This window comes from Flavobacterium sp. AC267, assembly GCF_979258715.1.
On sequence record NZ_OZ409875.1, the window covers coordinates 231,612 to 256,584 of the forward strand.

At 32.8% G+C, this 24,973-nt stretch carries 16 protein-coding genes, 2 tRNA genes and 5 pseudogenes; 7 read left to right on the top strand and 16 right to left on the bottom strand.

What is annotated here, in order from left to right:
- Window positions 1–10: 10 nt before the first annotated feature.
- The 4 genes from ACZZ95_RS01230 to argS form a co-directional block, all read right to left on the bottom strand.
- Entirely contained in the window at window positions 11–2,143 is a 2,133-nt protein-coding gene (locus ACZZ95_RS01230; protein WP_463467715.1) for a TonB-dependent receptor domain-containing protein, read from the bottom strand.
- 155 nt (window positions 2,144–2,298) lie between these two features.
- The gene (locus ACZZ95_RS01235; protein WP_463467716.1) at window positions 2,299–3,075 is read right to left on the bottom strand and encodes a TonB-dependent receptor plug domain-containing protein; all 777 of its coding nucleotides are present in this window, start codon (window positions 3,073–3,075) and stop codon (window positions 2,299–2,301) included.
- A 446-nt stretch (window positions 3,076–3,521) separates the two neighbouring features.
- Window positions 3,522–4,229, bottom strand: coding sequence for a hypothetical protein (locus ACZZ95_RS01240; protein ID WP_463467717.1), 708 nt, complete (start codon window positions 4,227–4,229; stop codon window positions 3,522–3,524).
- Between the two features lie 343 nt (window positions 4,230–4,572).
- On the bottom strand, window positions 4,573–6,351 hold the full coding sequence (gene argS, locus ACZZ95_RS01245) for an arginine--tRNA ligase (protein WP_463467718.1): 1,779 nt from the start codon (window positions 6,349–6,351) through the stop codon (window positions 4,573–4,575).
- Between the two features lie 338 nt (window positions 6,352–6,689).
- Between argS and ACZZ95_RS01250 the strand changes: the two genes are divergently transcribed.
- The gene (locus ACZZ95_RS01250) at window positions 6,690–9,104 is read left to right on the top strand and encodes a TonB-dependent receptor (protein WP_463467719.1); all 2,415 of its coding nucleotides are present in this window, start codon (window positions 6,690–6,692) and stop codon (window positions 9,102–9,104) included.
- A 91-nt stretch (window positions 9,105–9,195) separates the two neighbouring features.
- Here ACZZ95_RS01250 and ACZZ95_RS01255 read toward each other — a convergent pair whose 3' ends face one another.
- Window positions 9,196–9,867 (bottom strand): copper homeostasis protein CutC, encoded by a 672-nt coding sequence (locus ACZZ95_RS01255; protein WP_095952439.1) that lies wholly within the window; start codon window positions 9,865–9,867, stop codon window positions 9,196–9,198.
- 187 nt (window positions 9,868–10,054) lie between these two features.
- Window positions 10,055–11,063, bottom strand: a pseudogene (locus ACZZ95_RS01260) (3-oxoacyl-ACP synthase III family protein).
- A gap of 263 nt (window positions 11,064–11,326) precedes the next feature.
- Between ACZZ95_RS01260 and ACZZ95_RS01265 the strand changes: the two are divergent.
- Window positions 11,327–13,739: pseudogene (locus ACZZ95_RS01265) on the top strand (alpha/beta hydrolase family protein).
- 108 nt (window positions 13,740–13,847) lie between these two features.
- On the opposite strand, the pseudogene ACZZ95_RS01270 reads toward ACZZ95_RS01265, so the two are convergent.
- From ACZZ95_RS01270 to ACZZ95_RS01280, 3 genes and pseudogenes are all read right to left on the bottom strand, one after another.
- Window positions 13,848–14,797: pseudogene (locus ACZZ95_RS01270) on the bottom strand (ABC transporter ATP-binding protein).
- 105 nt (window positions 14,798–14,902) lie between these two features.
- Window positions 14,903–15,600, bottom strand: a pseudogene (locus ACZZ95_RS01275) (OmpA family protein).
- A gap of 18 nt (window positions 15,601–15,618) precedes the next feature.
- The gene (locus tag ACZZ95_RS01280; protein ID WP_095952440.1) at window positions 15,619–16,116 is read right to left on the bottom strand and encodes a lipocalin family protein; all 498 of its coding nucleotides are present in this window, start codon (window positions 16,114–16,116) and stop codon (window positions 15,619–15,621) included.
- Between the two features lie 201 nt (window positions 16,117–16,317).
- Here ACZZ95_RS01280 and htpG point away from each other — a divergent pair.
- The 5 genes and pseudogenes from htpG (at window position 16,318) to ACZZ95_RS01305 (ending at window position 21,487) form a co-directional block, all read left to right on the top strand.
- Window positions 16,318–18,200 (top strand): annotated as a pseudogene (htpG, locus tag ACZZ95_RS01285) (molecular chaperone HtpG).
- 170 nt (window positions 18,201–18,370) lie between these two features.
- Entirely contained in the window at window positions 18,371–18,658 is a 288-nt protein-coding gene (locus tag ACZZ95_RS01290; protein WP_463467720.1) for a patatin-like phospholipase family protein, read from the top strand.
- A gap of 85 nt (window positions 18,659–18,743) precedes the next feature.
- Complete coding sequence (locus tag ACZZ95_RS01295) at window positions 18,744–19,475, top strand: patatin-like phospholipase family protein (protein ID WP_463467721.1); 732 nt, start codon at window positions 18,744–18,746, stop codon at window positions 19,473–19,475.
- 323 nt (window positions 19,476–19,798) lie between these two features.
- Window positions 19,799–20,623: a hypothetical protein gene (locus ACZZ95_RS01300; RefSeq protein WP_463467722.1), complete on the top strand. Its 825-nt coding sequence runs from the start codon at window positions 19,799–19,801 to the stop codon at window positions 20,621–20,623.
- A gap of 135 nt (window positions 20,624–20,758) precedes the next feature.
- Complete coding sequence (locus ACZZ95_RS01305) at window positions 20,759–21,487, top strand: DUF4369 domain-containing protein (RefSeq protein ID WP_463467723.1); 729 nt, start codon at window positions 20,759–20,761, stop codon at window positions 21,485–21,487.
- 79 nt (window positions 21,488–21,566) lie between these two features.
- Here the strand turns inward: ACZZ95_RS01305 and ACZZ95_RS01310 are convergent, their stop codons facing one another.
- The 7 genes from ACZZ95_RS01310 to ACZZ95_RS01340 all read right to left on the bottom strand — a co-directional run bounded on the left by ACZZ95_RS01310 (window position 21,567) and on the right by ACZZ95_RS01340 (window position 24,960).
- Window positions 21,567–22,025 carry a hypothetical protein gene (locus ACZZ95_RS01310; RefSeq protein WP_463467724.1) on the bottom strand — a complete coding sequence of 153 codons (459 nt, stop codon included), beginning with the start codon at window positions 22,023–22,025 and terminating at the stop codon, window positions 21,567–21,569.
- Window positions 22,026–22,405: 380 nt separating this feature from the next.
- Window positions 22,406–22,479 (bottom strand) — tRNA-Thr (locus ACZZ95_RS01315).
- A gap of 108 nt (window positions 22,480–22,587) precedes the next feature.
- Window positions 22,588–22,661 (bottom strand) — tRNA-Thr (locus ACZZ95_RS01320).
- Window positions 22,662–22,737: 76 nt separating this feature from the next.
- On the bottom strand, window positions 22,738–23,004 hold the full coding sequence (locus ACZZ95_RS01325; RefSeq protein ID WP_463467725.1) for a hypothetical protein: 267 nt from the start codon (window positions 23,002–23,004) through the stop codon (window positions 22,738–22,740).
- 57 nt (window positions 23,005–23,061) lie between these two features.
- Window positions 23,062–24,030: a type I phosphomannose isomerase catalytic subunit gene (locus tag ACZZ95_RS01330; RefSeq protein WP_463467726.1), complete on the bottom strand. Its 969-nt coding sequence runs from the start codon at window positions 24,028–24,030 to the stop codon at window positions 23,062–23,064.
- A 57-nt stretch (window positions 24,031–24,087) separates the two neighbouring features.
- Window positions 24,088–24,546: a peroxiredoxin gene (locus ACZZ95_RS01335; protein ID WP_463467727.1), complete on the bottom strand. Its 459-nt coding sequence runs from the start codon at window positions 24,544–24,546 to the stop codon at window positions 24,088–24,090.
- A gap of 3 nt (window positions 24,547–24,549) precedes the next feature.
- Window positions 24,550–24,960: a 6-carboxytetrahydropterin synthase gene (locus ACZZ95_RS01340; protein ID WP_095952273.1), complete on the bottom strand. Its 411-nt coding sequence runs from the start codon at window positions 24,958–24,960 to the stop codon at window positions 24,550–24,552.
- Window positions 24,961–24,973: the final 13 nt, after the last annotated feature.

Below are 24,973 nucleotides of genomic sequence, written 5' to 3' on the forward strand. Positions count from 1 at the left end.
AATTAAGAATTTAGAACCCTACTTTAAGAGTCATTATAAATGATTTACTTCCTGGATTATTAAAATAGTCTAATCCATTAATTCTTGAACCTGCTCCTGTTAAACTTGTCTCAGGATCAACCCCTTTATAATTAGTATCTAACCATAAATTTCTACCTGTAAATGACAATTGTGCAGAACTTATACCGTTAATTTTTTTCACATTAAAATCGTAACTTACTGTAACATCGCGTAATCTTACCCAATTAACATCTGTCACCGCTTCTTCTGCGACCCCTCCGCCATCACCTAAATATTTTTGGTAATAATTTTTAGCTGAAATTTCAATATTGTTTACAGTTCCATCTTCTTTAACACCTTCAATTATATAATTATGTTCTCTATCTTCAGAAGTCGCTGAAACACCAAAATTATGTAATCTTGCCAATGTCCCGTTGTAAACAACTCCTCCATGTCTAAAATCTAGCAATCCGGATAAAGTAACTCTTTTGTATGTAAATGTATTTCTAATTCCTCCAGTCCATTTTGGAGCAGAATTACCTAGGTTTCCAGTTTCATCTGCCATAATTGGCAAACCATTAGTTCCTATTATTTTTTGTCCATTTTCATCACGCTTCCATTTTGTACCATAAAAACTACCTAAAGGCTGACCTTTAACAGCGTAGTATCCAATAGATCCAAAAGCTGTTTCAATAGAAATTTCATCTAAGTTTCCAGAAATATCAGTGACTTTATTTTCGTTTTTAGACCAGTTTAAATTAACATTCCATTGAAACGGTTTATCTTTTTTGAAAACATCATAACCTAGTTCAACTTCAATACCTTTATTTACTAGTTCTGCCGCATTTTGATACACAACAGCAAATCCGCTCGATTGTGGCAACGGTAATTCTATTAATAAATCTTTAGAGGTTTTATAATATAAATTTACATCTAACGAAAGACGGCTATCTAAAAATTTAGAACTGAAACCAAGTTCATGCCCTAATACTCTCTCCGGTTTCAATTGCTGGTTTCCTAAAACGCCTGAAACTCCCATTCCGTTCACACCATTGTATGGAAAACTCAATCCATCAGTAAAACCATCAGTCATAAATGGCTGTGAATAGGTACTAACTGTGTAATACGGTCGCGGAGCAATACCTACTTCTCCATAACCATATGTTAGTTTCATGAAATTTGTCCACTCTGGTAAATCAAATGAACTAGAAACAACCCATGAAGCAGAAGCGACAGGGAATAATGCACTATTTGCCTCTGAACCATATGTAGAAGACCACTCTTTTCTGAGAGATCCTGTAATAAAAAGCTGGTTTTTTATATCAAATTCTAATTGTCCAAACAATGCTCTAGACATAATATTAGATTCAGCGTTTGATGCATATAATTGTGTTGCGTTTGATAAATTATAAACACCTCTTACTGCAAGTTCTTTTCCTCTAGAAAATACATCTGTGTTTTGTGAAGAACGTAAATTAAGTCCTGCTGTATAATTTAATTTTAACCATTCTGATTTTAAAGGAAATAAACCAGTTGCTATAAAATCACCATAAAATTGCTTATTGTTAATATTATTAAAAGCAACTTCTCCCATTCCTGCAAGATTATCTCCATTAGATGAAATAGCATAAACTTGTCTTCGATAATCAGAGTAAGCATCAATCCCTCCCTTTGCAGTAAAAGATAACCAAACAGACGGTGTATATGTCAAATACATATTTCCAAAAACACGATTTACATCACTAGTTGAAGCATTTTCATTAACTGTAAAATATGGATTATCGTAAGAAGAGAAATAGTTCATATTATTACCTACTTCATCTTTGTAATTTCTCAAATCATAATTGCCCGGAGAACGCAGTAAACTTAACATTACACCAGAAGAGTTACTTCCGTTTTGTGCCAAAGTATTTGTTGTATGAGTATATTGCAGACTACCTCCTGTTTTCCATTTATCATTTAGCTTTAAATCACCAACAATTCTTAAGGTATTTCTTTTCAAACCAGTTTCAGGAATCATTCCCGTTTGGGTAACATTACCGTAGGATGCTCTATAAGTGGCTTTTTCATTCCCTCCATAAAAAGATATATTATTTGTAAAAGTTAAACCCTCCTGAAAAAAGTTTTTAACATTATTATACATAGGTATATTTAATGATGCCGCTGAAGGCCCCCAGCTTTGAGGCGTATTTGAACTTACCGAAACAGCAGATGCACTTGTTCCCTGAGCATACTTATTTTGTCTCGCAGGTAATTGACTTACTTGATCAATAGCTAATGAAGTTGAATAATCAATTCCTAAACTTTTTCCATTTTTACCTTTCTTTGTAGTGTAAATGATAACTCCGTTACCTGCTCTTTCACCGTATAAAGCGAGCTGACCGGGCCTTTTAATACCGATACACTTTCTATGTCATCCGGATTAATATCTAAAGCACGATTAGAATTATTAATACCTGATAAGTTTGCATTAAATGGATTATCTCCAGCACTAGTTTGACTTGTAGCATTATCAATAGGAATACCATCAACAACGATAAGAGGGTCTGAATTTCCTTTAATTGTGTTTACTCCCCTAATAATTATTTTACTAGAAGCTCCAGGAGTTCCTCCAGAACCAATAACCTGAACACCTGCGGCTTTTCCTGCCAACGCCTGCATCACATTTTGTTCTCCAGACCTGTTTATTTCATCAGAGGTAATTTTTGAAACTGCATATCCAATTTTCTTTTCTTCTTTTTTAACTCCAAATGCAGTCACCACAACCTCCTTTAGTTCTTCACTATTATCCTGCATTTTCACATTTACAGCAGACGAATTACCTACAGTAACCATTTGGTCTTTCATTCCCATGTAAGAAAAAACCAAAACATCACCTGTTTTTGCTTTTATCTTATACTTTCCATCAAAATCTGACTGTACACCATTACTAGTGCCTTTCACCAAGACATTCACTCCTGGCACTGGTCCAGATGCATCCGACACTATCCCTGAGATTGTTCTTTCCTGTGCAAAAAATAATTGCGTTGTAAGAATAAAAACTAGAATAAGTATTCCTTTAATTTTTCTTTTCATTATAGTTTGTTTGAATTTAGGGGCGCAACTTATAAAATTAAATTAATTTTAACAAGAATTTATTTCTTTTTAACAATAAATAATTAATGTTTAATCTTACAAAATTAAAATTTAAAAATAAAAAACCGCCTAATCAATTTAGGCGGTTTTGATCCTTATAATTTCTTACTAAAAGGGTTACTAATTCAAAATAGTTAAAAATGAATATAAGGAAAGTATCTTAAGTGTTTAATAGATTTCCTTTCAAAAGATGTAATTAAACTAAGTTGCAATTCTTTTCAAGTTGCAAAATTAACATGAAAAATCTCTTATTTAAAAACATTAACAATATTTAGCATAAAATATGTCCTATTCTGATACTTTCCGTTTTTTTAGGGGCTATTTGCATAAAAGCAAAAAGCCGGAAGTTAAAAACTTCCGGCTTTTTTATTCCGATCTTTTTATGCTTATTGAGCACATTCAGAGTAAGTAATGATATGTTTTGTCAAGTCAGTCCATTTTGGATCTGCTGAAGACGCTGTAATTAATTTTTCACAACTTTGCCATAACGGAACGAATTCTTTTTTATAATCTTTTTTCTTTAATAAGAAAGCTGGATCATTCTTTTTAGCGACATAGTAAGATTTGGCATCTCCACCAATAAATTTAACTCCGCCAACTCCTAAAGAAGTAGTTTCTTTTGCATATGGGTCACAGTATACTTTAAATTCTTTACTAAATCCAGGGTTTAAAAGTCGCATTAGTAATTTTGAAGTTTTCTTTTTAATTTTCACATCAGCAGTTTCGAAATATGCATAACCTTCCTTGATGTATTCTTGGTTCAATTTATCATCACTCCATTTTTGATAATCTGAAATAAAATCTAATTTTTTACCTAAGTTATCTAGTCCGCTTGGTGGCAAATACATGTACTTAATATCTTCTGGTTTCAATTTGTGTTTTTTTCCAGTCGCATCTTGCAATTTAATGTATTCAATCAATCCTTTTTCTCTGTCAATATCTCTAATAGTTCCGCTAAGTTCAGTTCCATCAGTTAAAGTGATGTAAGCTGTTTTGTTGTGAGAAAATCCATAAGATGGAGAAATTAAATCTTGTGCATTCATTGCAGTAAATGCAAAAAACAGCATCATTAATAGTAAAGTTTTTTTAATCATGTTTTTGGGTTTAAAATTTTGCTTACTCTTACGATTTTCGGCTTCCTCGATTATTTTTAAATCAGAAAAAAAACTGGAAACGCTAGTGTTAATAGGCTTTTTCAAGCTATTATTATCCATAAATTTCTTACTGTAAACATAAATATAAAAATGACATCTACAACTAATATCAATTCTTTTTTACACGAAAATTCATTCACCAAAATTCTTAACATTTTACTGATAATAAATTTATCTTTCCTAAACTTCTGCCCAAAAATAAGATCTGATTTTAAAATTAAAATCAAAAAAAGAGCCGGTAATTAAAATAATTACCGGCTCTCTAAATATGTTATCTTTCTAATTACATTCTCTCAGGAACTTCAATTCCTAATAACTCAAATGCGACTTTTATTACTTCGGCTACTTTTTGAGAAAGCTGTACTCTGAATATTTTTTTAGTCAAATCTACTTCTCCTAAAATATGAACGGATTGATAAAATGAATTATATTCTTTTACTAAATCGTAAGTATAGTTTGCAACCAAAGCAGGGCTGTGATTCTGCGTCGCGTTTTGAATTACTTCTGGAAAAAGTTCGATTTGTTTTACCAATTCTTTTTCTTTTTCGTGAAGTTCTTCGATTTCAATTTTCGAAGAAAAATCAAAATCAGCTTTACGGATTATCGATTGAATTCTTGCGTAAGTATATTGAATAAACGGCCCTGTATTTCCTGCAAAATCTACAGATTCTGCTGGATTAAACAAAATACGTTTTTTAGGATCTACTTTTAAAATATAATATTTCAAAGCTCCAAGACCGATTGTTTTGTATAATTTCGCTTTTTCTTCATCAGAATAGTAATCAAGTTTTCCTAAATCTTCTGAAATTTGTTTTGCTGTATCTGTCATATCCTGCATCAAATCATCTGCATCTACAACAGTTCCTTCACGGCTTTTCATTTTTCCAGAAGGTAAATCAACCATTCCGTATGATAAATGATACAGGCTTGAAGCCCAGTCAAAACCTAACTTTTTTAAGATTAAAAACAACACTTTAAAGTGATAATCTTGCTCATTCCCAACCGTGTAAACCATACCTCCAACATCTGGCATATCTTTTACACGTTGAATTGCTGTTCCAATATCCTGCGTCATGTACACTGCAGTTCCGTCAGAACGTAATACAATTTTACGGTCAAGACCTTCATCTGTCAAGTCAATCCAAACCGAACCGTCTGGATCTTTTTCAAAAACGCCTTTATCTAAACCAACCTGAACTACATCTTTTCCTAATAAATAGGTATTGCTTTCGTAGTAATATTTATCAAAATTAACGCCAAGATTGGTATAAGTTGTTGCAAAACCATCATAAACCCATTGGTTCATTCTCTTCCAAAGCGAAATTACTTTTTCATCTCCTGCTTCCCATTTCTTAAGCATATCTTGTGCTTCAATAATAATAGGCGCTTGTTTTTTGGCTTCTTCTTCTGTTTTGCCAGTTTCAATTAAGCCATTGATTTCCGTTTTATACGCTTTGTCAAACTCAACATAATACTTACCAACCAATTTATCTCCTTTTAAACCAGAAGTTTGAGGAGTTTCTCCGTTTCCGAATTTTTCCCAAGCCAGCATCGATTTACAGATGTGAATTCCTCTATCGTTGATAATTTGTGTTTTGTATACTTTTTTACCAGAAGCTTTTAGAATTTCTGCAACAGAATATCCTAACAAGTTATTACGAACATGTCCTAAGTGTAAAGGTTTGTTGGTATTTGGCGAAGAATATTCTACCATCACTGCTTTTTCTGCAGGATCTGGAGTTACATATCCAAACTGCTTATTATCTTTTATTCCATTAAAGAAATTTAAATAATAACTATCTGAAATTACGATATTCAAGAAACCTGAAACTACATTAAAGCGCGCTACTTCAGAAACATTTTCAACTAAATAATTTCCAATTTGATTTCCCAATTCAGCCGGATTGCTTTTAATCACTTTCAGCAGTGGAAAAATAACCATTGTAATATCACCTTCAAACTCTTTTCTGGTAGTTTGAAACTCGATTTTATCAACAGTAACATCAAATAATGCTTGTATTGCTTTTTGTATAGAGGGTGTAAGAATTTGTGGTAATGACATGTAAACTTATTTTAAAGTGAGCAAAGATACTGCTTATTCATCAATTAGAGAAAATCAAAAACATATAAAATTCAAGAAAAGAATTTGAATTTGATAAAAATGCATGATTTTCAATTGTCAAAATTATCAAAAAATCAAAAGCTTAATCTCTTACAAAACAAGGCGTGACATTTTTTTTGTGTTTTTTTTCACAATTTCTTGTAACATATCAAACGCAAAGGAGTCTTAATAGAGACTTCAAATTCATTTTGAAGCACCAAAAAAAAGAAAAACGAACAAAATCAATCATCAATCAAATCAAAACAATCAATACAATCAAAATAATCAACAAGGAAATCATGAAATTAAAATTCTTTCTGTTCGCGTTATTGGGGGTAATCGCAACAGCACAAGCTCAGAATACGGGAACCGTTTCTGGAAAAATTACAGAAAAGTCAAACAATGCACCTATTTCTTATGCATCAGTTTCTCTTAAAGAAAATGGAAAAGTAGTTTCTGGAGTTAACACAGATGACAATGGAGATTTTTCATTTAAAAACATCGCTTTAAAAAACTATACAATCGAAATTCAATATATCGGTTTTAGAAAATTTATTGGTTCTATTCTTTTAAGTGAAAACAAAAAATCTGCTACTGTAAATGTTTCTCTTGAAGAAGAAGCAACGCAACTTAAAGGCGTAAACATTGTTGCCGAACGTTCTACAATCGAACAAAAAATCGACAGAAAAGTGGTTAACGTTGGTAAAGATTTAACAACAGCTGGAGCTTCGGCATCAGACATTATGAACAATATTCCTTCTGTGAATGTAGATCAGGACGGAAAACTTTCGCTTCGCGGAAATGATAATGTTCGTGTACTAATTGACGGACGTCCATCTAATATTGATCCAGCGCAGTTATTGAAACAAATTCCTTCAACTTCTATCAAAAAAATTGAGTTGATTACGAATCCAAGTGCAAAATACAATCCAGAAGGAATGTCTGGAATAATCAATATTATTTTGCACAAAAATGCTAATACAGGTTTTAACGGAACTTACAGCGGCGGAATTACTTTTGGACAAACGACAAAATACAATCAGTCTTTAGATTTGAACTACAAAACTGGAAAAGTAAATTTCTTTGGAAATGTGGGACAAAATTTCGGAACGTATTATAATGATGGATTCATCAAAAGATTAGACCAAGATATTGTTCAAAACATTGCTGTAATAAACGATAATGATTCTTACTTATATAAAATTGGAATGGATTATTTAATTGATGATCATAACACTTTGTCTATTTATACAAACCAAAACAAATCTAACGGAAAAGGATATGTAAATACAGATATTTATTACAATAATGTACTGGATTCTGATATTGCCAACATTTTTCAAAAATCAAGATATTGGGGTCCAGAAACAACCGGAACTTATAATTTGGCTTACAAACATATCTTTAAAAAAGAAGGGCACACTTTAGATATTGAAGGAAATTATAGTGATACTAAAGAAATTCAAAACGCTTCTTTTGATACACAGGTTATAAATATCGACAATACATCTAACAATTCTATTTATGATGATTATATTAACGGTACAAGAAAATTAAGCACTGTAAACGTAGATTACGTAAATCCGTTGAATGAAAAAACAACATTAGAAGCAGGTGCCGAAGCCAGAATTACAAGAACGGATAATATTTACATTACTGGAAACACTCTTGCAGAATTGCCAACTTCTAATTACACCTACGATACAGATATATATTCGGCTTATGTAACATTTGGTCAAAAATTCAAAAAATTCAGCTATCAGTTAGGTGCTCGTTTTGAGAGTTACAAAGTTGTTGCGAATTTAAATTCTGGTTTCCAAAAATTTAATGATGACTACATTACCTTATATCCTTCTGCATATTTAACTTATAACTTAAATGAGAAAAACGTATTGCAATTAAGCTACAGCCGTCGTGTTGACCGCCCAAGTTTAGAGCAGACAAAACCTATTCGTGAATTTTCTACTCCATTAGTAACATCATTAGGAAATCCTGAATTAAGACCTCAGTTTACCAATTCTGTTGAAGTTAATTACACTAAAACACTTGAAAAAGGAAGCTTTACAGCTGGTGTTTTTGTGAGAAGTATAAATGATCAAATCAGCAGAATTTTATATCCAGACGATACAGATCCAGATGGAAACAAACAAATTATGACATTTACAAACTACGATCATAATACAGCATACGGATTTGAAGTTTCTTTTAATTATAAAATCACAAAGTGGTGGGATATCCAGCCTTCTATAGATTTCTCAAGCATCAACCAGCAAGGTGTTGTATTTTTATATGATCCGGCAACAAAAATGAGTAATCCTTTAGAAAGAAAAATTACTGTTGCAGCTTTCAACGGACGTATGAATTCAAACTTTAAAGTAAACAAACGTTTAAGTTTCTTAGCATTTGGATTCTATAGAGGCGCTGTAGACGGGCTTCAAAACAACAGCCACGAAATGTATAAAATGGATATTGGTTCACGTTATACTTTGTTAGACAACAAAATGAACATTAGTGTACGTTTCAACGACGTTTTCAATACTATGAAATATGCTTTTGATACCATGTATCCTTATCCTCAAACAGGTCAATTTGGTTGGGAAAGCCAAACTGTTTATCTAGGTTTAACGTATAATTTTGGAGGAGCAAAAATCAAAAATTTACAACGTAAACAAAGAGAAGATAATACTAATAAAGACGGGGGCGGTATGTTCTAATTGCCTTTCTTAAATATTTTTTTATAATTTTTGAATAATTTGTAGAAAAGTCTGGAGATGCCACTCCAGACTTTTTTTTTATTTTATGAATTTATAAAAAGTTTCGAAGCTCTTTTATTTCTTCAGGATTTGCAGTTTCAGAATCGTTCGTGATTGCTGATGAATGATAAAAAGTCAGATCCAATTTTTCTTGTAATAATTTTATGTTTGAAGATCTCAAACCGCCGCCAGGCATAATCTCGATTCTATCTCCGGCTAGTTTTTGAAGTTTTTCTAAAGTCCAGATTCCTTCAGTAACATTGATTCCCTGACCCGAAGTTAAAATTGTTTTGAAACCACATTCAATAACATCTTCAAGTGAATCTTCAACATCTTTTACAACGTCAAAAGCTCGGTGAAAAGTACAAGAAAGCGGATGTGCCAGATGCACTAATTCCTTATTCTGTTTTTTATTGACTTTTCCATTTTCTTTTAAAATTCCGAAAACAAAACCGTCAACTCCCAATTTTTTAAATTGTTTAATATCTTGTTTCATTTCTGTAAGTTCTTCATCTGAATAAACAAAATCACCGCCTCGAGGCCTAATAATTACATGCATTTTGATATTTAAACTCTCCCGTACTTTTACTACCAATATTGAATTTGGTGTTGTACCGCCAAGTTTCATGTTTTCGCAAAGTTCGATTCTGTCCGCACCATTTTCCTGAGCAATAAGTGCCGATTCGTAATTAAAACAAGCTATTTCGAGTTGATTTTTTTTCATTAAATATTACATTTATTATAGTTTGTCGTTAGAGGAACGAAGCAACCGTGAGGTAATAGGCACAGTTGCTGGCGCAAAAAACTAAATGCGGTTGCTTCGTTCCTCGCAATGACTCCAAACAAAATTATAAAAAAAACCTGCTTCAAAAATGAAGCAGGCCTTAAAATATAATGTATGATGATTTATTTTACCATTTAATAATAGCACTTGCCCAAGTAAAACCACTTCCGAAAGTCGCTAAAACTACAGTATCTCCAGATTTGATTTTTCCTTCTTCCCAAGCTTCAGTTAAAGCAATCGGAATCGACAGCTGCTGTTGTATTTCCGTATTTCTGAATATTATTGTGAACTTGATCGTCTGTCAATTTAAATTTATTTTGAATGAACTGCGAAATTCTCAAATTGGCCTGATGCGGAATCAACATATCGATATCTGAAACCTGCAAACCGTTTGCTTCCAATCCTTCATTGATTACTTCTGCAAAACGAACTACAGCATTTTTAAATACAAACTGTCCGTTCATATACGGGTAATAACTTTCGTCATTTGGATCATTATCAGCCAAAATATCAGTTACCCATCGTGCTCCCATTCCTGGTGCCTGCGGCACTAATTCTTCAGCATGTTGTCCTTCAGAATGTAAATGTGTGGAAAGAATTCCTTTTGTCAAATCTTCTTCACGGCTTAAAACAGTCGCTCCTGCTCCATCTCCAAAAATTACCGAAACACCACGTCCGCGGGTCGTCATGTCTAAGCCTGTAGAGTGAACCTCAGAACCAATTACTAAAATGTTTTTATACATTCCCGTTTTAATATATTGATCTGCAACAGAAATAGCATAAACAAATCCAGAACATTGGTTTCTAACATCTAAAGCCCCAACAGTTCGTAAACCTAAATCTCGTTGTACCAAAACTCCTGGTCCTGGAAAATAATAATCTGGACTTAAGGTAGCAAAAACCACAAAATCAATATCTTCTTTAGCAACGCCAGAACGCTCAATTGCAATCTTGGCCGCTTTTACTCCCATTGAGGTTGTAGTATCTTCTCCACGAATTATATGTCTTCTTTCTTGAATTCCTGTTCTTTCCTGAATCCATTCATCATTGGTATCCATGATTTTAGACAAATCATCGTTTGTCACAACATTTGAAGGAACATAGTATCCTAAGCCTGTTATTTTTGAATGATACATATTGTATTGTTATTTGTTTGAAAATTTAGACTGCAAATTTACGTATACTTTAAAATATAAGAGTACAAATTACTCTTTTTTTCGTTATTGGCAATTTAATATAATTTAATTATAAGACTGCTTGAAATCAATTAGTTCTCAAATTAAAAACTTTTAGATATATTTATTGCTAAAAATGAAAAATACGATTTAAATTGTAACAAGCCGTAAATATCAAAGACAAACATTTTAAATACCATTTTAAACCCGATAAAACTTAAATTATGAAATTAAAGGTTACACTGTTCTTACTTTTTAGTTGTGGTTTTTATTCTTTTGCCCAAGAGAATCTAACTTACCAAAAACCATCCAAATCTATTTTAGATCTAGCAGATTATCAAAGAGCGCCAACAGTATCTATGGATACAAAAAAGGAAAATATGCTTTTAATGTATCGAAACACTTATAAAACTCTTGATGATTTAAATCAGGATGAAGTTCGATTAGCTGGTTTAAGAATTAATCCTGTTACTAATATCTCCAGTACGGTAACTTATATCAACAATCTTAAACTGAGAAAAATAAGCGGTAAAGAAGAAATTCAGGTTGCAGGTCTGCCAGAAAATCCAAAAATTACAAATATCCTTTGGTCTCCAAACGACAAGAAAATTTTATTTTCTCACACTGCAAATTCTGGTGTTGAACTTTGGGTTATAGATATTGCTCGCTGCTAAAGCCACGAAACTTACCACAGCGACAGTAAATGCTAATTTAGGAAATCCTTTTAACTGGTTCTCAGACAGTGAAACGATTTTGGTGAAAATACTTCCAAAAAACAAACAGCCTCTTTTAGATTCTAAAAAAGATTTACCAACAGGACCAATTGTTTCAAATACTTCTGGAGAAAAGTCTCAAAACAGAACTTATCCTGATATGTTGAAAAACAAAAATGATGAAGCCAATTTTGAAAGCAGTATCACATCTGAATTATACAAAGTAAAATTAAATGGAGATGCTATTTTATTTAAAGAAGTCGCTATGTATGCTGGAGAAAGAATCTCTCCAGACGGTAATTATATTATGCTGACTACGATTCACAAACCATTTTCGTATGTTGTTCCTTTAAATAGATTTCCGCTTAAAACCACTGTTTATGATGTGAAAGGAAAAGAAATTAAAGTTGTAAACGAAGTTCCATTGAACGAAATTATGCCGAAAGGTTTCATGGCGGTTCAAAAAGGAAAACGCGAAATGAGCTGGAGAAACGACAAACCGGCAACTTTATGCTTTGTAACTGCTTTAGACGAAGGAAATCCTGCGAATAAAGTTGATTTTAGAGACGAGGTTTTTCTTTGGGATGCTCCTTTTGACAAAGACCCTTCTTCATTGGTAAAAACACCACAGCGTTTCGATGGAATTACTTGGGGAAATGAAAATCTTGCTGTTCTTAAAGACGAATGGTATGATACTAGAAATACTAAAACGTATTTAATAGATCCTTCAAACCCAAGTCAGCTTCCAAAAGTAATTACAGATAGAAATTCTCAGGATGCCTATTCTGATCCCGGTACTTTTGAAACTAGAAAAAATGAATACAACAAATATGTTTTAGCGATAGAAAAAGATAATCTTTACAGAATTGGTGATGGCTACACTAAAGAAGGCCAATTTCCTTTTATTGATGAATTTGATTTTAAAACTTTGAAAACAAAGCGCATTTATACTTCATCATACAAAGACAAAAAAGAAGAAATTTTAGAAATTGAGGATTTTAAATCGGGGAAAGTTCTTGTTCAGATTCAGTCAAAAACAGAATATCCGAATTATTATTTTAGAAATATTAAAAAGCAAAACAGCTTAACTCCAATTACTACTTTTAAGAATCCGTTTGAAAGTATTAAAGATGTGAGCAAAGAAGTAATCAAATACAAACGTAAAGACGGATTGGAACTTTCGGGTACTTTATATCTTCCTGCGGGTTATGATAAAGCAAAAAAAGAGAAACTTCCTTTATTAATCTGGGCTTATCCAGCTGAATACAAAGACCGAAATAGTGCTTCGCAGACAACTCAAAACTCAAATGAATTTACGTTTCCATATTATGGATCTTTTGTTTATTGGGTAACCAAAGGATATGTTGTTTTAGATGATGTCGCTTTTCCAATTATTGGAGAAGGAACGACAGAACCAAATGACAATTTTATTTCACAATTGGTAGATAATGCATACAGCGCAATTGATGCCGTTGATGCATTAGGATATATTAATCGTAAAAAAGTGGCTGTTGGAGGGCATTCATATGGCGCATTTATGACAGCCAATTTATTGACACATTCGAATTTATTTGCCTGCGGAATTGCGAGAAGCGGTGCTTACAACAGAACTCTTACTCCGTTTGGTTTTCAAACAGAACAACGTAATTACTGGGAAGTTCCAGAAGTTTACAATACCATGTCTCCTTTTATGAATGCAGACAAAATGAAAACTCCATTATTACTAGTTCACGGTGAAGCCGATAATAATCCGGGAACTTTTACTTTGCAGACAGAACGTTATTTTCAAGCTTTAAAAGGTTTAGGTGCGCCAGCAAGAATGGTTATTTTACCAAAAGAATCTCACGGTTATGCGGCCAAAGAAAATATTTTACACCTGCTTTGGGAACAAGATCAGTTTTTAGAAAAATATCTAAAAAACTAAATTCATAATTTGATTCTAAAAGTAAACCCGACAGGTTTTTGAAGCCTGTCGGGTTTATTATTTTAACAATTAGAAATTATCTAATTTTCTAATTAACACATTCCCTAATTACAAATAATTTAAAGCCAAAAATACTTCCTGCTCAAGCGGTAAATCGATCTCACTTTCAAAGAAAATTAACTGCCTTTTGTATACAGTTTCAATTAAATAATGACTTCCTCTAAAATAAGTTCTTCTAATTTTTACCATTAGTTTAGATTCTGAAACCATTTTAAATTGATGCGGATATACAAGCGTTTTATGTGTTTCGTCTTCGTATGATAATAATAAATGAGTCGGAATTTCATTTACTTCTCCAAATAAAGAAGCTACATATTTTATCTGCGGATCTTCATAAATTTTTGCAGGATCATCTTTTACGATTAGTTCTCCATTTCGCATTACAATTGCCTGATCTGCAAAAGACAAAGCATCTGTACTATCGTGCGTTGCAATGATACAGGTAATTTCTTTTTGTTTTAAATAACGAAATAAATTACGACGAAGGGCATTTTTTCTAAAGGCATCAATCTGACTGAATGGCTCATCTAACAAAATCACTTCAGGTTCCAAAGCCAAAACCCTAACCAAAGCCACTCGCTGTTGTTGTCCTCCACTTAAAAATTTAGTTTTTACGTTAGAAAACTGTTCCATTTCTACCATTTCCAGTAATTCCTGAACACGTAGTTTTTTCATGTTGGCAAAACCATTAGAAAGGAATTTTCCAACATTTTCTGCCACAGTTTCATAAGGAGACAAGTCAAAATCCTGCGCCAGATATTTCATATACGGCATTCCCGGAATCAAATTAAACTTTGGTCCCAAGATTGGTTTATCTCCGTAAAAAATCTTTCCTTCGTCTAAATTATACAAACCATAAATCAGTTTAAGGAGCGTACTTTTCCCGCAGTACTTTCGCCGATAATAGAAATATTCTGCCCTTTCTCAATAGTAAATGAGATGTCTTTTATAACGGGTTTATCTGTATACGAAAAAGATATATTTTGAATGTCAAGCATGAGTTGTAATATGAGAGGTCAAATTTACAATGTTTAATTTCTAAAGTCAAAAAAAGTCGCTTCAATTAAGAAACAGCTTTTTTTATATTTTATTTTATGGAGAAATTATTTTCCAGCTTCCGCTTTTGCGTCATTTACCATTTTGTCGTTTGCTGTAATTGAAAATTCAACACGACGGTTTTGAGCTCTTCCATCTGGAGTATCATTTGTTGCAATAGGATCTGCAATTCCTAAACCTGAAGTTTTGAAACGGCTAGATTTTAATCCTTTAGAAACTAAATAAGCTTGAACAGAAGTCGCTCTTTGTCCTGAAAGAGTTAAATTATATTCTGGTTTTCCAGTACTGTCAGTATATCCAAAAATTTGAATATCTGTATCTCCGTAATCATTAAACACAGGAACCAATTTATCTAAATTAGCTTTTGCTTGAGTTGTAAGTGTTGATTTATTAGTATCAAAACGAACTGAATTTTCATTCAAAGTTAAGTGAATTCCTTCACCAACTCTTTCTACAGAAGCACCTGGAAGAGCTTGATCGATTTCACGAGCTTGCTTGTCCATTTTGTTACCAATAAGTGCACCAGTTCCACCACCAACGGCAGCACCAATTGCGAGCACCTAAAGCGACTGTTTCCACCCTTTCCTAAATTATTACCTAAAACGGCACCAATTACACCACCGGCAACAACACCAATTCCAGCTCCTTTTTGTGTATTATTTGCATTTTTTACTGAATCACAACTAGTAAAAAAACTAGTTAAAACCAATAAACTACTTAAACCTAAAACAGTTATCTTTCTCATCTTTTATATCTTTAAATATTAATTAGCTCTTTGAAATTGGTAAACCACGTCTTTAACCTGACCACCAACGTTAATGTTATCGATTAACTGAAATGAAGTTTCAGTTACACCTCCAACTTTAAGTAAATAACCATCTCTTACTTTTTTAGCTTTTTCGCCCGCATCAAGAATTTTAAGAACTAGCAAACCTTGATTGTTGATACTCCATACAATTGGAGAAGAAAATGCTGTACAGCTTGGCGAAGTTAAAGCCATTGTTCCTTTATTATTATTGGAAATAAAACTCCAAGTACTTCCAATAAAACATTTTGAATCTGCAAGATCAAATGAGTTTACTTTGATATAATCCGAACCTGGATATGATACATTAGTAAGAACCCAATTTCCTTTTAAAGCGACTTGGGTTTTCTTGTCAAGTTTAGTTGAAAGCGCTGTGTCTGTTGAAGCTGTCGACGAAGCAGATTTACACGCAAAAAACATAGCGGCAATCATGCATATTAGGATACCTTTCTTCATTTTGTACAATTTTTTATAGATTAATACTTGTCTTTTTAACAATTATTGTACCACAAATATACGATTCATTAGACTAAAATATCTTTTACAATCTATTTATTTTCTTTCAAAATTAACATTCCGACATTTTGTCACTCACAATACAATTGGTATTCTATTTGAACAAGTGAAAATCATCACATTAAATAAAAATTAAAAAATATGGCAACAGGTAAAATTAATGTTTCAGTAGAAAACATTTTTCCCTTAATTAAAAAGTTCTTATACAGCGACCATGAAATTTTCTTACGCGAGCTTGTTTCTAATGGTACTGATGCTACTTTAAAATTAAAACATCTTATCAGCATTGGCGAAGCTAAGGTTGAATACGGAAACCCGATCATCGAGGTAAAAGTGGACAAAGAAGGTAAAAAAATCCACATTATCGATCAAGGTCTTGGTATGACAGCTGATGAAGTAGAAAAATACATCAATCAAGTAGCTTTCTCTGGCGCTGAAGAATTCTTAGATAAATACAAAGATTCTGCTAAAGATTCTGGAATTATCGGACACTTTGGTCTTGGCTTTTACTCTGCATTTATGGTGGCCGAAAAAGTTGAAATCATTACAAAATCATACAAAGACGAACCAGTCGCACATTGGACATGTGACGGAAGTCCAGAATTTACTTTAGAACCTGCTGACAAAACTTCACGCGGAACTGAAATTATTCTTCACATTGCAGAAGATTCTTTGGAGTTTTTAGATGATTCAAAAATCAGCGGTTTATTGAATAAGTATAACAAGTTTATGCCTATTCCAATTAAATTTGGAACTAGAACAGAAACACTTCCTAAACCAGATGATGCTCCAGAAGATTACGTTAATGAAACTTTTGAAGTTGACAACATTATCAATAACCCAAACCCAGCTTGGACAAAACAGCCTTCTGAATTATCTGATGAAGATTACAAGAACTTCTACAGAGAATTGTACCCAATGCAGTTTGAAGATCCGTTGTTCAACATTCATTTAAATGTAGATTATCCGTTTAACTTAACTGGTATTTTGTATTTCCCGAAATTAGGTTCGGATATGCAAATCCAAAAGACAAAATTCAGTTGTACCAAAACCAAGTTTACGTTACGGATAACGTAGAAGGAATTGTACCTGAATTCTTGACAATGTTAAAAGGTGTAATTGATTCTCCAGATATTCCATTAAACGTTTCTCGTTCTGGTTTACAGGCTGATGGTGCTGTTAAGAAAATTTCAAACTATATCACTCGTAAAGTAGCTGATAAATTGAAAGCGTTATTTAACGAAAACCGTGCTGACTTTGAAGCAAAATGGAACGATATTAAAATCGTTTTAGAATACGGAATGCTTTCTGAAGATAAATTCTATGAAAAAGCAGGAGCATTTGTTTTGTATCCAACTGTAGACGATAAATATTTCACTTTAGAAGAATTAAAAGAAAAACTAAAAGAAAACCAAACGGATAAAGATGGTAAACTTGTAGTTCTTTATGCTGGAAACAAAGACGCACAGCACTCTTACATTGAGTCAGCAAAAGATAAAGGTTACGAAGTATTGCTTTTAGATTCTCCAATTATTTCGCATTTGATTCAAAAAATTGAAGGTGATAACAGCGACTTAACTTTTGTTCGTGTGGATTCTGATCATATTGATAATTTAATCAAGAAAGACGAAAACAAAATTTCTAAGTTATCTGACGAAGAAAAAGAAACTTTAAAAACGTCATTAGAAGCTTATATCCCTAAAGCTTACAGCGTACAACTAGAAGCAATGGACAGCCAAGCGACTCCATTCATCATTACGCGACCAGAATTTATGCGTAGAATGAAAGAAATGAGCCAGTCAGGCGGAGGCGGAATGTTTGGAATGGGTAATATGCCAGAAATGTATAATTTGGTGGTAAATACTAATTCTGACTTAGCGTCAAGCATTTTAAATACAGAAGATAAAACACATCAAGAGCATTTGGTAAAACAAGCTTTAGATTTGGCTAAATTATCGCAAAACTTACTAAAAGGTGAAGCACTTACAGCTTTCGTAAAAAGAAGTTTTGAGATGATTAAATAAGCATCTGAAAATAATATTTTAAAAATCCTGCAAATTAACTTTTGTGGGATTTTTTTTGCTGTAAAAAACCCCTTCAAAAAAAGGGCGATTATCCCCTATTCTTAATAAAATTATTTGTATATTTTTGAAAATCAATGAATTAAAAAAAAAAAATACAAATTCTAGAAATCATGGATAAAAGAAAATTTACAGAGAATGGGGCAATTCTAGCAATTATCAAAGATTTAAAAGATCAAATCAAAAACAAAAAATTCTCAGACATTACAGACAACAACAACTACCAATACGTAGATCTTGTACAGGAAGGCGATGGCGTGCTCGGAATTGCCTTAATTGGATATGTTTATGTTTTGGAAAAAATGGGAATCCGATTTCTAAGTTTAGCGGGAACTTCGGCTGGAAGCATCAATACAATGCTGATGGCGTACCGCAGGAACTTGCGATGTAGAAAAATCTGAATGGATTTTAGATTGTCTATGCAACAAAAATTTATATGATTTTGTAGATGGAGACCGCGATGCCCGGGAGTTTATCGATGCATTATTGAGTGATGCCGGAAACCTAAAATTAATAATAAAAGGCTATCAGGTTGTCGATAATTTTAAAGATGATCTGGGTTTAAATCCAGGAAATAATTTTCATCAATGGATGACCAATTTACTTTCTCAAAAAGGAATAAAAAATTATGCTGATCTAAAAGCATTAAGAGAGAAAGGAGTTTCGGACAAAAATAAATTATATCGAATAAATAAAGTCAATTCCGGCGACAAAGAAGAGTACAAACGTGTAGATCACTGGAGCGAAATGGCCATAATCGCCGCCGATATTACTACCGAAAGTAAAATTGTTTTTCCCAAAATGATGGATTTGTTTTACTCCAATCCAGAAGTCCAAAATCCAGCCGATTTTGTCCGCGCATCAATGTCGATTCCGTTGTTTTTTACTCCTTTTAAAATTAAAAATATTCCAACCGGAGTTGATGCTTGGAATAAATGGAACGAGGCAACCTGTTTGCGCACTTCTGTCCCATCTGAAGTTATGTTTATGGACGGAGGAATTATTTCAAATTTTCCAATTGATATTTTCCACGAAAATCTTAATGTTCCTGCTTCACCAACTTTTGGAATTAAACTCGGCTACGATAAAAATGAGATCAACAAAAATGAAAAATTTCCCAATTTAATAAGTTCAATGTTCGACACAGCGAGATATGGTTATGATGCTGAGTTTTTAAGAAAAAAACCCAGATTTCAAAAACTTAATTGGGTACATTGACACTGGAAGTCATAATTGGTTAAATTTTAATCTGACCGACGATGCCAAAATTGATCTTTTTATTCGCGGTGCACAAAATGTTGCCGACTTTTTAAATCGTTTTAATTGGGAAGAATATAAAAAAATCAGAAAGGCAAAAAGTGATTATTACAAATCAGTCTAATATTTACATACAATTCATAATCAAATTATTATCTATAATTTTTCTTTCGTAAAATCGTTATAATATCCTGCAGTTAAACCATTGCAGGATTTTTTATTGCGATTCATTTTTTTATTACATTTGAATGCCTTTTTTATCTAACCTAAAAACAAATACCACTATGAAAAAAACCGCTATTTTAGTCACAACTATTTGTGTCGCAACACTTATTGCCGTTTCATGTTCAAGCGACAATAACGAAAACACTACCTCAACAGACATAACTACAGTTGGCGCTTCACTTGCTGTTGACGCCGCTAATGAAATGGATGTTAATACGGGTCTGTTTGTAACCTCAACTCCTGCCGCAGCAAAAACTGCCGAAACTCCTGTTGGCTTATGTGCCACTATCACAGTTACAACACCAAACGGAACACAATACCCTAAAGTATTTCTAGTAGATTTCGGAACTGGATGCACGGATAATAATATAATTAGAAAGGGAAAACTAAAAATTACCCTTTCTGGACCAATAATTAATACAGGCAACAAAATGACTATTGAAAGAATAGATTATTCTATGAGCGGTATAAAACTAGAAGGAACGATAGAATATACCAATATTACAACTGCGGCGACAATACCGCAATGGACTAGAAAAGTAACAAATGGTAAACTTACAGATAACCAAGGAAAAGTATATAATAATTCTGGAATTTACACTACGAAACAAACTGCTGGTGTTGAAACTCCTTTTGTTCTAACAGACAATGTTTATGAGATTCCAGAGGGAACACATACCGTAACCGTCGCCGATGGAACGACTTTGACTTTGACAGTAAAAGAAACTTTAATTAAGAGATATTCCTGTCTTTTTATTTCGAAAGGACAATTACAAATTAAAGGAGGTATTTTGAACGGCGTTGTTGATTATGGAAATGACACCTGTGATTCTTTTTATATTTACACACACGAAAACGGCACCTCATTTAATCTTTCCTTCTAAAACCTTTTCTTACTATACTTTAAATCCCAATTTATAAAAAGATTGGGATTTATTTTTTTTATAAAAATAAAACTGGGACCTCTAAACATTTAAACTATTTTCTTTATTTTGCACCCAAAATCTAATAACCCACCAATGAAAAAAACATTAATTGCTTTTGTTACTCTTGTCTTACTTGCATCATGCGGCAAAAAAGAAACTACTGGTAACGTACATATTACTGGAAATATAAAAGGTCTAAAAAAAGGAACTTTATACATCCAAAGAATTGTTGATACATCACTTGTCGCAATTGACAGTATTAAAATAGATGGCAGTTCTGCTTTTGAAAGTAATATCACATTAGATTCTCCAGAAATGCTGTATTTATTCTTAGATCGCGGTGTAACCAATTCATTAGACAATAATATTTTATTCTTTGCTGAACCAGGAAATATTACTATTGAAACGAACTTAGATAATTACATTTCTGGTGCTAAAATTACAGGATCAAAAAATCAAGAGTTATACGAGCAGTATGCAAAAATAAACGGTCGTTTCATCGACGAGAATCTTTCATTGGTTGAACCTCGTTTTAGAGCAATAAAAAGACAAGATCAAAAAGCGGTAGACAGTATTACTAAACTACAAGAAAACAATATCAAAAGAAAATACTTGTACGCAACAAATTTTGCCTTAAACAATAAAGATCATGAAGTAGCACCTTATATTGCTTTAGCAGAGATCTACGACATCAATTTGAGATTTTTAGATACTATTCAAAAATCTATGACTCCAGAAGTAGCTAAATCTTTTTACGGAAAGAAACTAACAAAATATGTTGGCGACTTAAAAAAACAGCAACCAGCACAAACACCAGAATAATTCCTAATGTTATTTATATAAAAAATGCCCTGAATTATCAGGGCATTTTTTGTTTATATCTCTAAATATTGATTTTGAATTATCTTCCCATCAAACCTCCAAGAATTGCAAATACAAATATCAATGCGTAGATCCCTAAAAGGATAACCATTAAAATACCGAAAAATTTGTAATGCGATTTCAAATAGCCCAATGAATCTGTCAAAGCCGTTGAATCATTATCCTTGAATGCCTTTTTTGCATTCGAACTAAATTTAAACAAATAGTAAACTGGAAAAAAATAAAGGGTCGCCATTAAAAAATACGTCGCTCCCATCGTCGCTCCAAAAGATGCTCCCATGCCTCCCATTCCTTGCATTGTACTTCCCATAGCCGAAAAGATTGTTCCTGCAAAAACAGCGATTAAAAGTAAAAATCCGATTCCGATAAAACCGATAATAGATAAGAAATAAGCCCATTTAGCTGTTTCTTTTAAAAAGTCTTTTGCCGCAGAGTCTAACTGCAATTCAAATTTTTCAAATGCTGAAATTTCTTCCATTAGTTTTAATGTTTTAGGTTATCTAACAAACATAGGAAAAATATTCTTAAAGTTAATATGGAGAATTAAAATTCCAAAAAAAATAAATTCCAAATTCCAATACACTTCAAAACATAATAAGATAAAAGAATATTCCCAATGGTTTTTAACAATTAGAAGGCGATACAATTACAATACGTTACCCGCGGTTGAAACCGCGGGCTATATTTTCAATTCAAATTCCAAATTAAAAAGAATCTAAAGATTGAAGGAGCTATGCCAATTTTACATTCCGCGACAAACCTGAAACCTGAAATCTGAAACTTGAAACTTGAAACTTCAAATTTAAATCTTCAAAATTGAGCAAAAAAAAACCACCACATTTCTGTGATGGTTTTTTGAGCCGATAGAGGGACTCGAACCCACGACCTGCTGATTACAAATCAGTCGCTCTAGCCAGCTGAGCTACATCGGCGTTTATTTCGGGTGCAAAGATAAAATTGTTTTTTAATATTCCAAAAAAAAATTCACACCTCTCTCTATAATTAAAAAAACCACCACATTTCTGTGATGGTTTCCGTTGAGCCGATAGAGGGACTCGAACCCACGACCTGCTGATTACAAATCAGTTGCTCTAGCCAGCTGAGCTACATCGGCCTCATTACGGGTGCAAATATAAAGCGGTTTTTCGTTTTCCCAAAATAAATTTGCACTTTTTTACACTTTTTTTTGCTTACAATGCGTTGATTTTTTCAATCAATTGATTAGCAGTTTGTTCTAATTCAACATTGATTTGTTTGAAGTGTGCTTTTTTATTTTCAACGTTCTTTGCGTTAACTTTTGTGATCAAAGTATCGAATGCGACAATAGCTTCATCGATCAAAGCATTCGTTTCTGGAGTTGGATTTCCTGTTGTTGACATCTCAAACAAGTAAACTGCCTCAATAATATCTCCTAATACGAAGTTGATGTCTTTCTTTAAATTTTTAACGTTTGCCATTTTTATTATAATTTTAATTTGCGTTTGCAAAAGTACACATAATCCTCAAATTTAATGCTATGAAATGTAAATTTCTAAAATAGAAGCTTTTCCGCTTAAATTAAATGCATTAATCGCGACTGGAACCAAAACTGTATCTCCTTTTTTATAGGCTTGTTTAAAACCATCGTATTGTATTTCAAAATCACCTTCGATACACATATAAACCGTAAAAGTTTCGCCAGTTTTAGAAACTTCAACTTTATCTTCTAACGGAATAAAATTGGTTGTAAAATACAGACAGTCAACAACTGTGTTTGACGTATTTGCTGTAGACTTGTATTTTTTCTGCGTATCTACTTTATTATAGTTGATCGCGTCAAGTGCTAAATCTACGTGAAGTTCTCTTTTATTTCCGTTTGCATCTATACGATCAAAATCGTACAAACGATATGTAATATCCGATGTCTGCTGAATTTCTGCAACAACCAAACCTGCACCAATTGCATGGACTGTGCCTGTTTCTAAAAAGAAAACATCTCCAGATTTTGCTTTTACATCGTCTAAGATCGAAACCAAAGTATTGTCTTGTAAATGTTTTAAATATTCTTCTTTACTAGAATCTTCTTTAAAACCAACAATAATTCTAGCATCTGCATCTGCCTGCATTACATACCACATTTCTGTTTTTCCAAATGAGTTGTGACGTTCTTTGGCCAATTTATCATTTGGATGAACTTGAATCGAAAGATCTTCTCTTGCATCAAGATATTTAAAAAGCGGCGGAAATTGTTTTCCAAAACGCTCGTAAACTTTAGTTCCTAAAAGTGCATCTGGCGTATCATTAATAAGATCCATTAAAGATTTTCCTTTTAGATCTCCATTTGCAATCATACTTACATCTCCTTCCACAGTAGATAATTCCCAGCTCTCACCAGTAATTTTAGAAACGATTGGTTTATTCAGGATTGTTTTTAGTTTTTCTCCTCCCCAGATTCTTTCTTTCAAAATCGGTTCAAATTGTAACGGGTATAAATTTTGGCTCATGTTTTTTTAGGCTGATTATTTGGTTATTAAATTCTATTCTGCTCGCTATTTATTAATTTATAATACTAACTCTTTAACGGTTTCTAAAGCTTTTGGTATATGTTTGGTCGCATTGACGCTGTCAAATATCGAAATCACCAAACCGTTTTTATCTATAATATAGGTAACGCGCCCCGGAAGGAGTCCGAATAAATTGTTACGGACACCAAAGAGCTTTCTTAATCTTTTATCCTGATCTGAAAGCAGAATAAAAGGCAATTGGTATTTAGCGACAAATTTATGATGCGACTTCACACTATCACTGCTAATCCCGATTACCTCAGCTCCCAAATCTTTGAAATCTTCATATTGGTCCCGAAAACTGCAGGCTTCTGTTGTACAGCCAGGTGTGTTATCTTTTGGATAAAAATAAATCACCAAAGGTTTTCTTCCTAAAACACTTTGGCTTTCAAAAATTTCTCCATGATTGTTTTTCGCAGTAAAATTCGGAACTATATCTCCTATTTTTAATGACATTTTTTATTCTCCTTTATAAGTTACAAAATTGCGTTCGGTTTCATTCAGCACGATTTCCAAATCAAACTCGGGCTGAATTCTTGTTCTAATTTTATTCCATATCACAACAGCAATATTTTCTGCGGTTGGATTCAAATCTAAAAATTCTGGAACGTCCAGATTTAGATTTTTGTGATCAAACGGAATTTCTACTTCTTCTCGTATAATATCCGCTAATACTTTCACATCTAAAACAAAACCAGTTTCCGGGTCAATCTTTCCTGTAACACTTACTGTTAAACCATAATTGTGACCATGAAAATTAGGATTGTTGCATTTTCCAAAAACAGCGGTGTTTTTTTCTAATGACCAATCTTTTCGATGTAGTCGATGTGCGGCATTAAAATGTGCTTTTCTTGATATGGTTACTCTCATCTAGGTTTTTGGT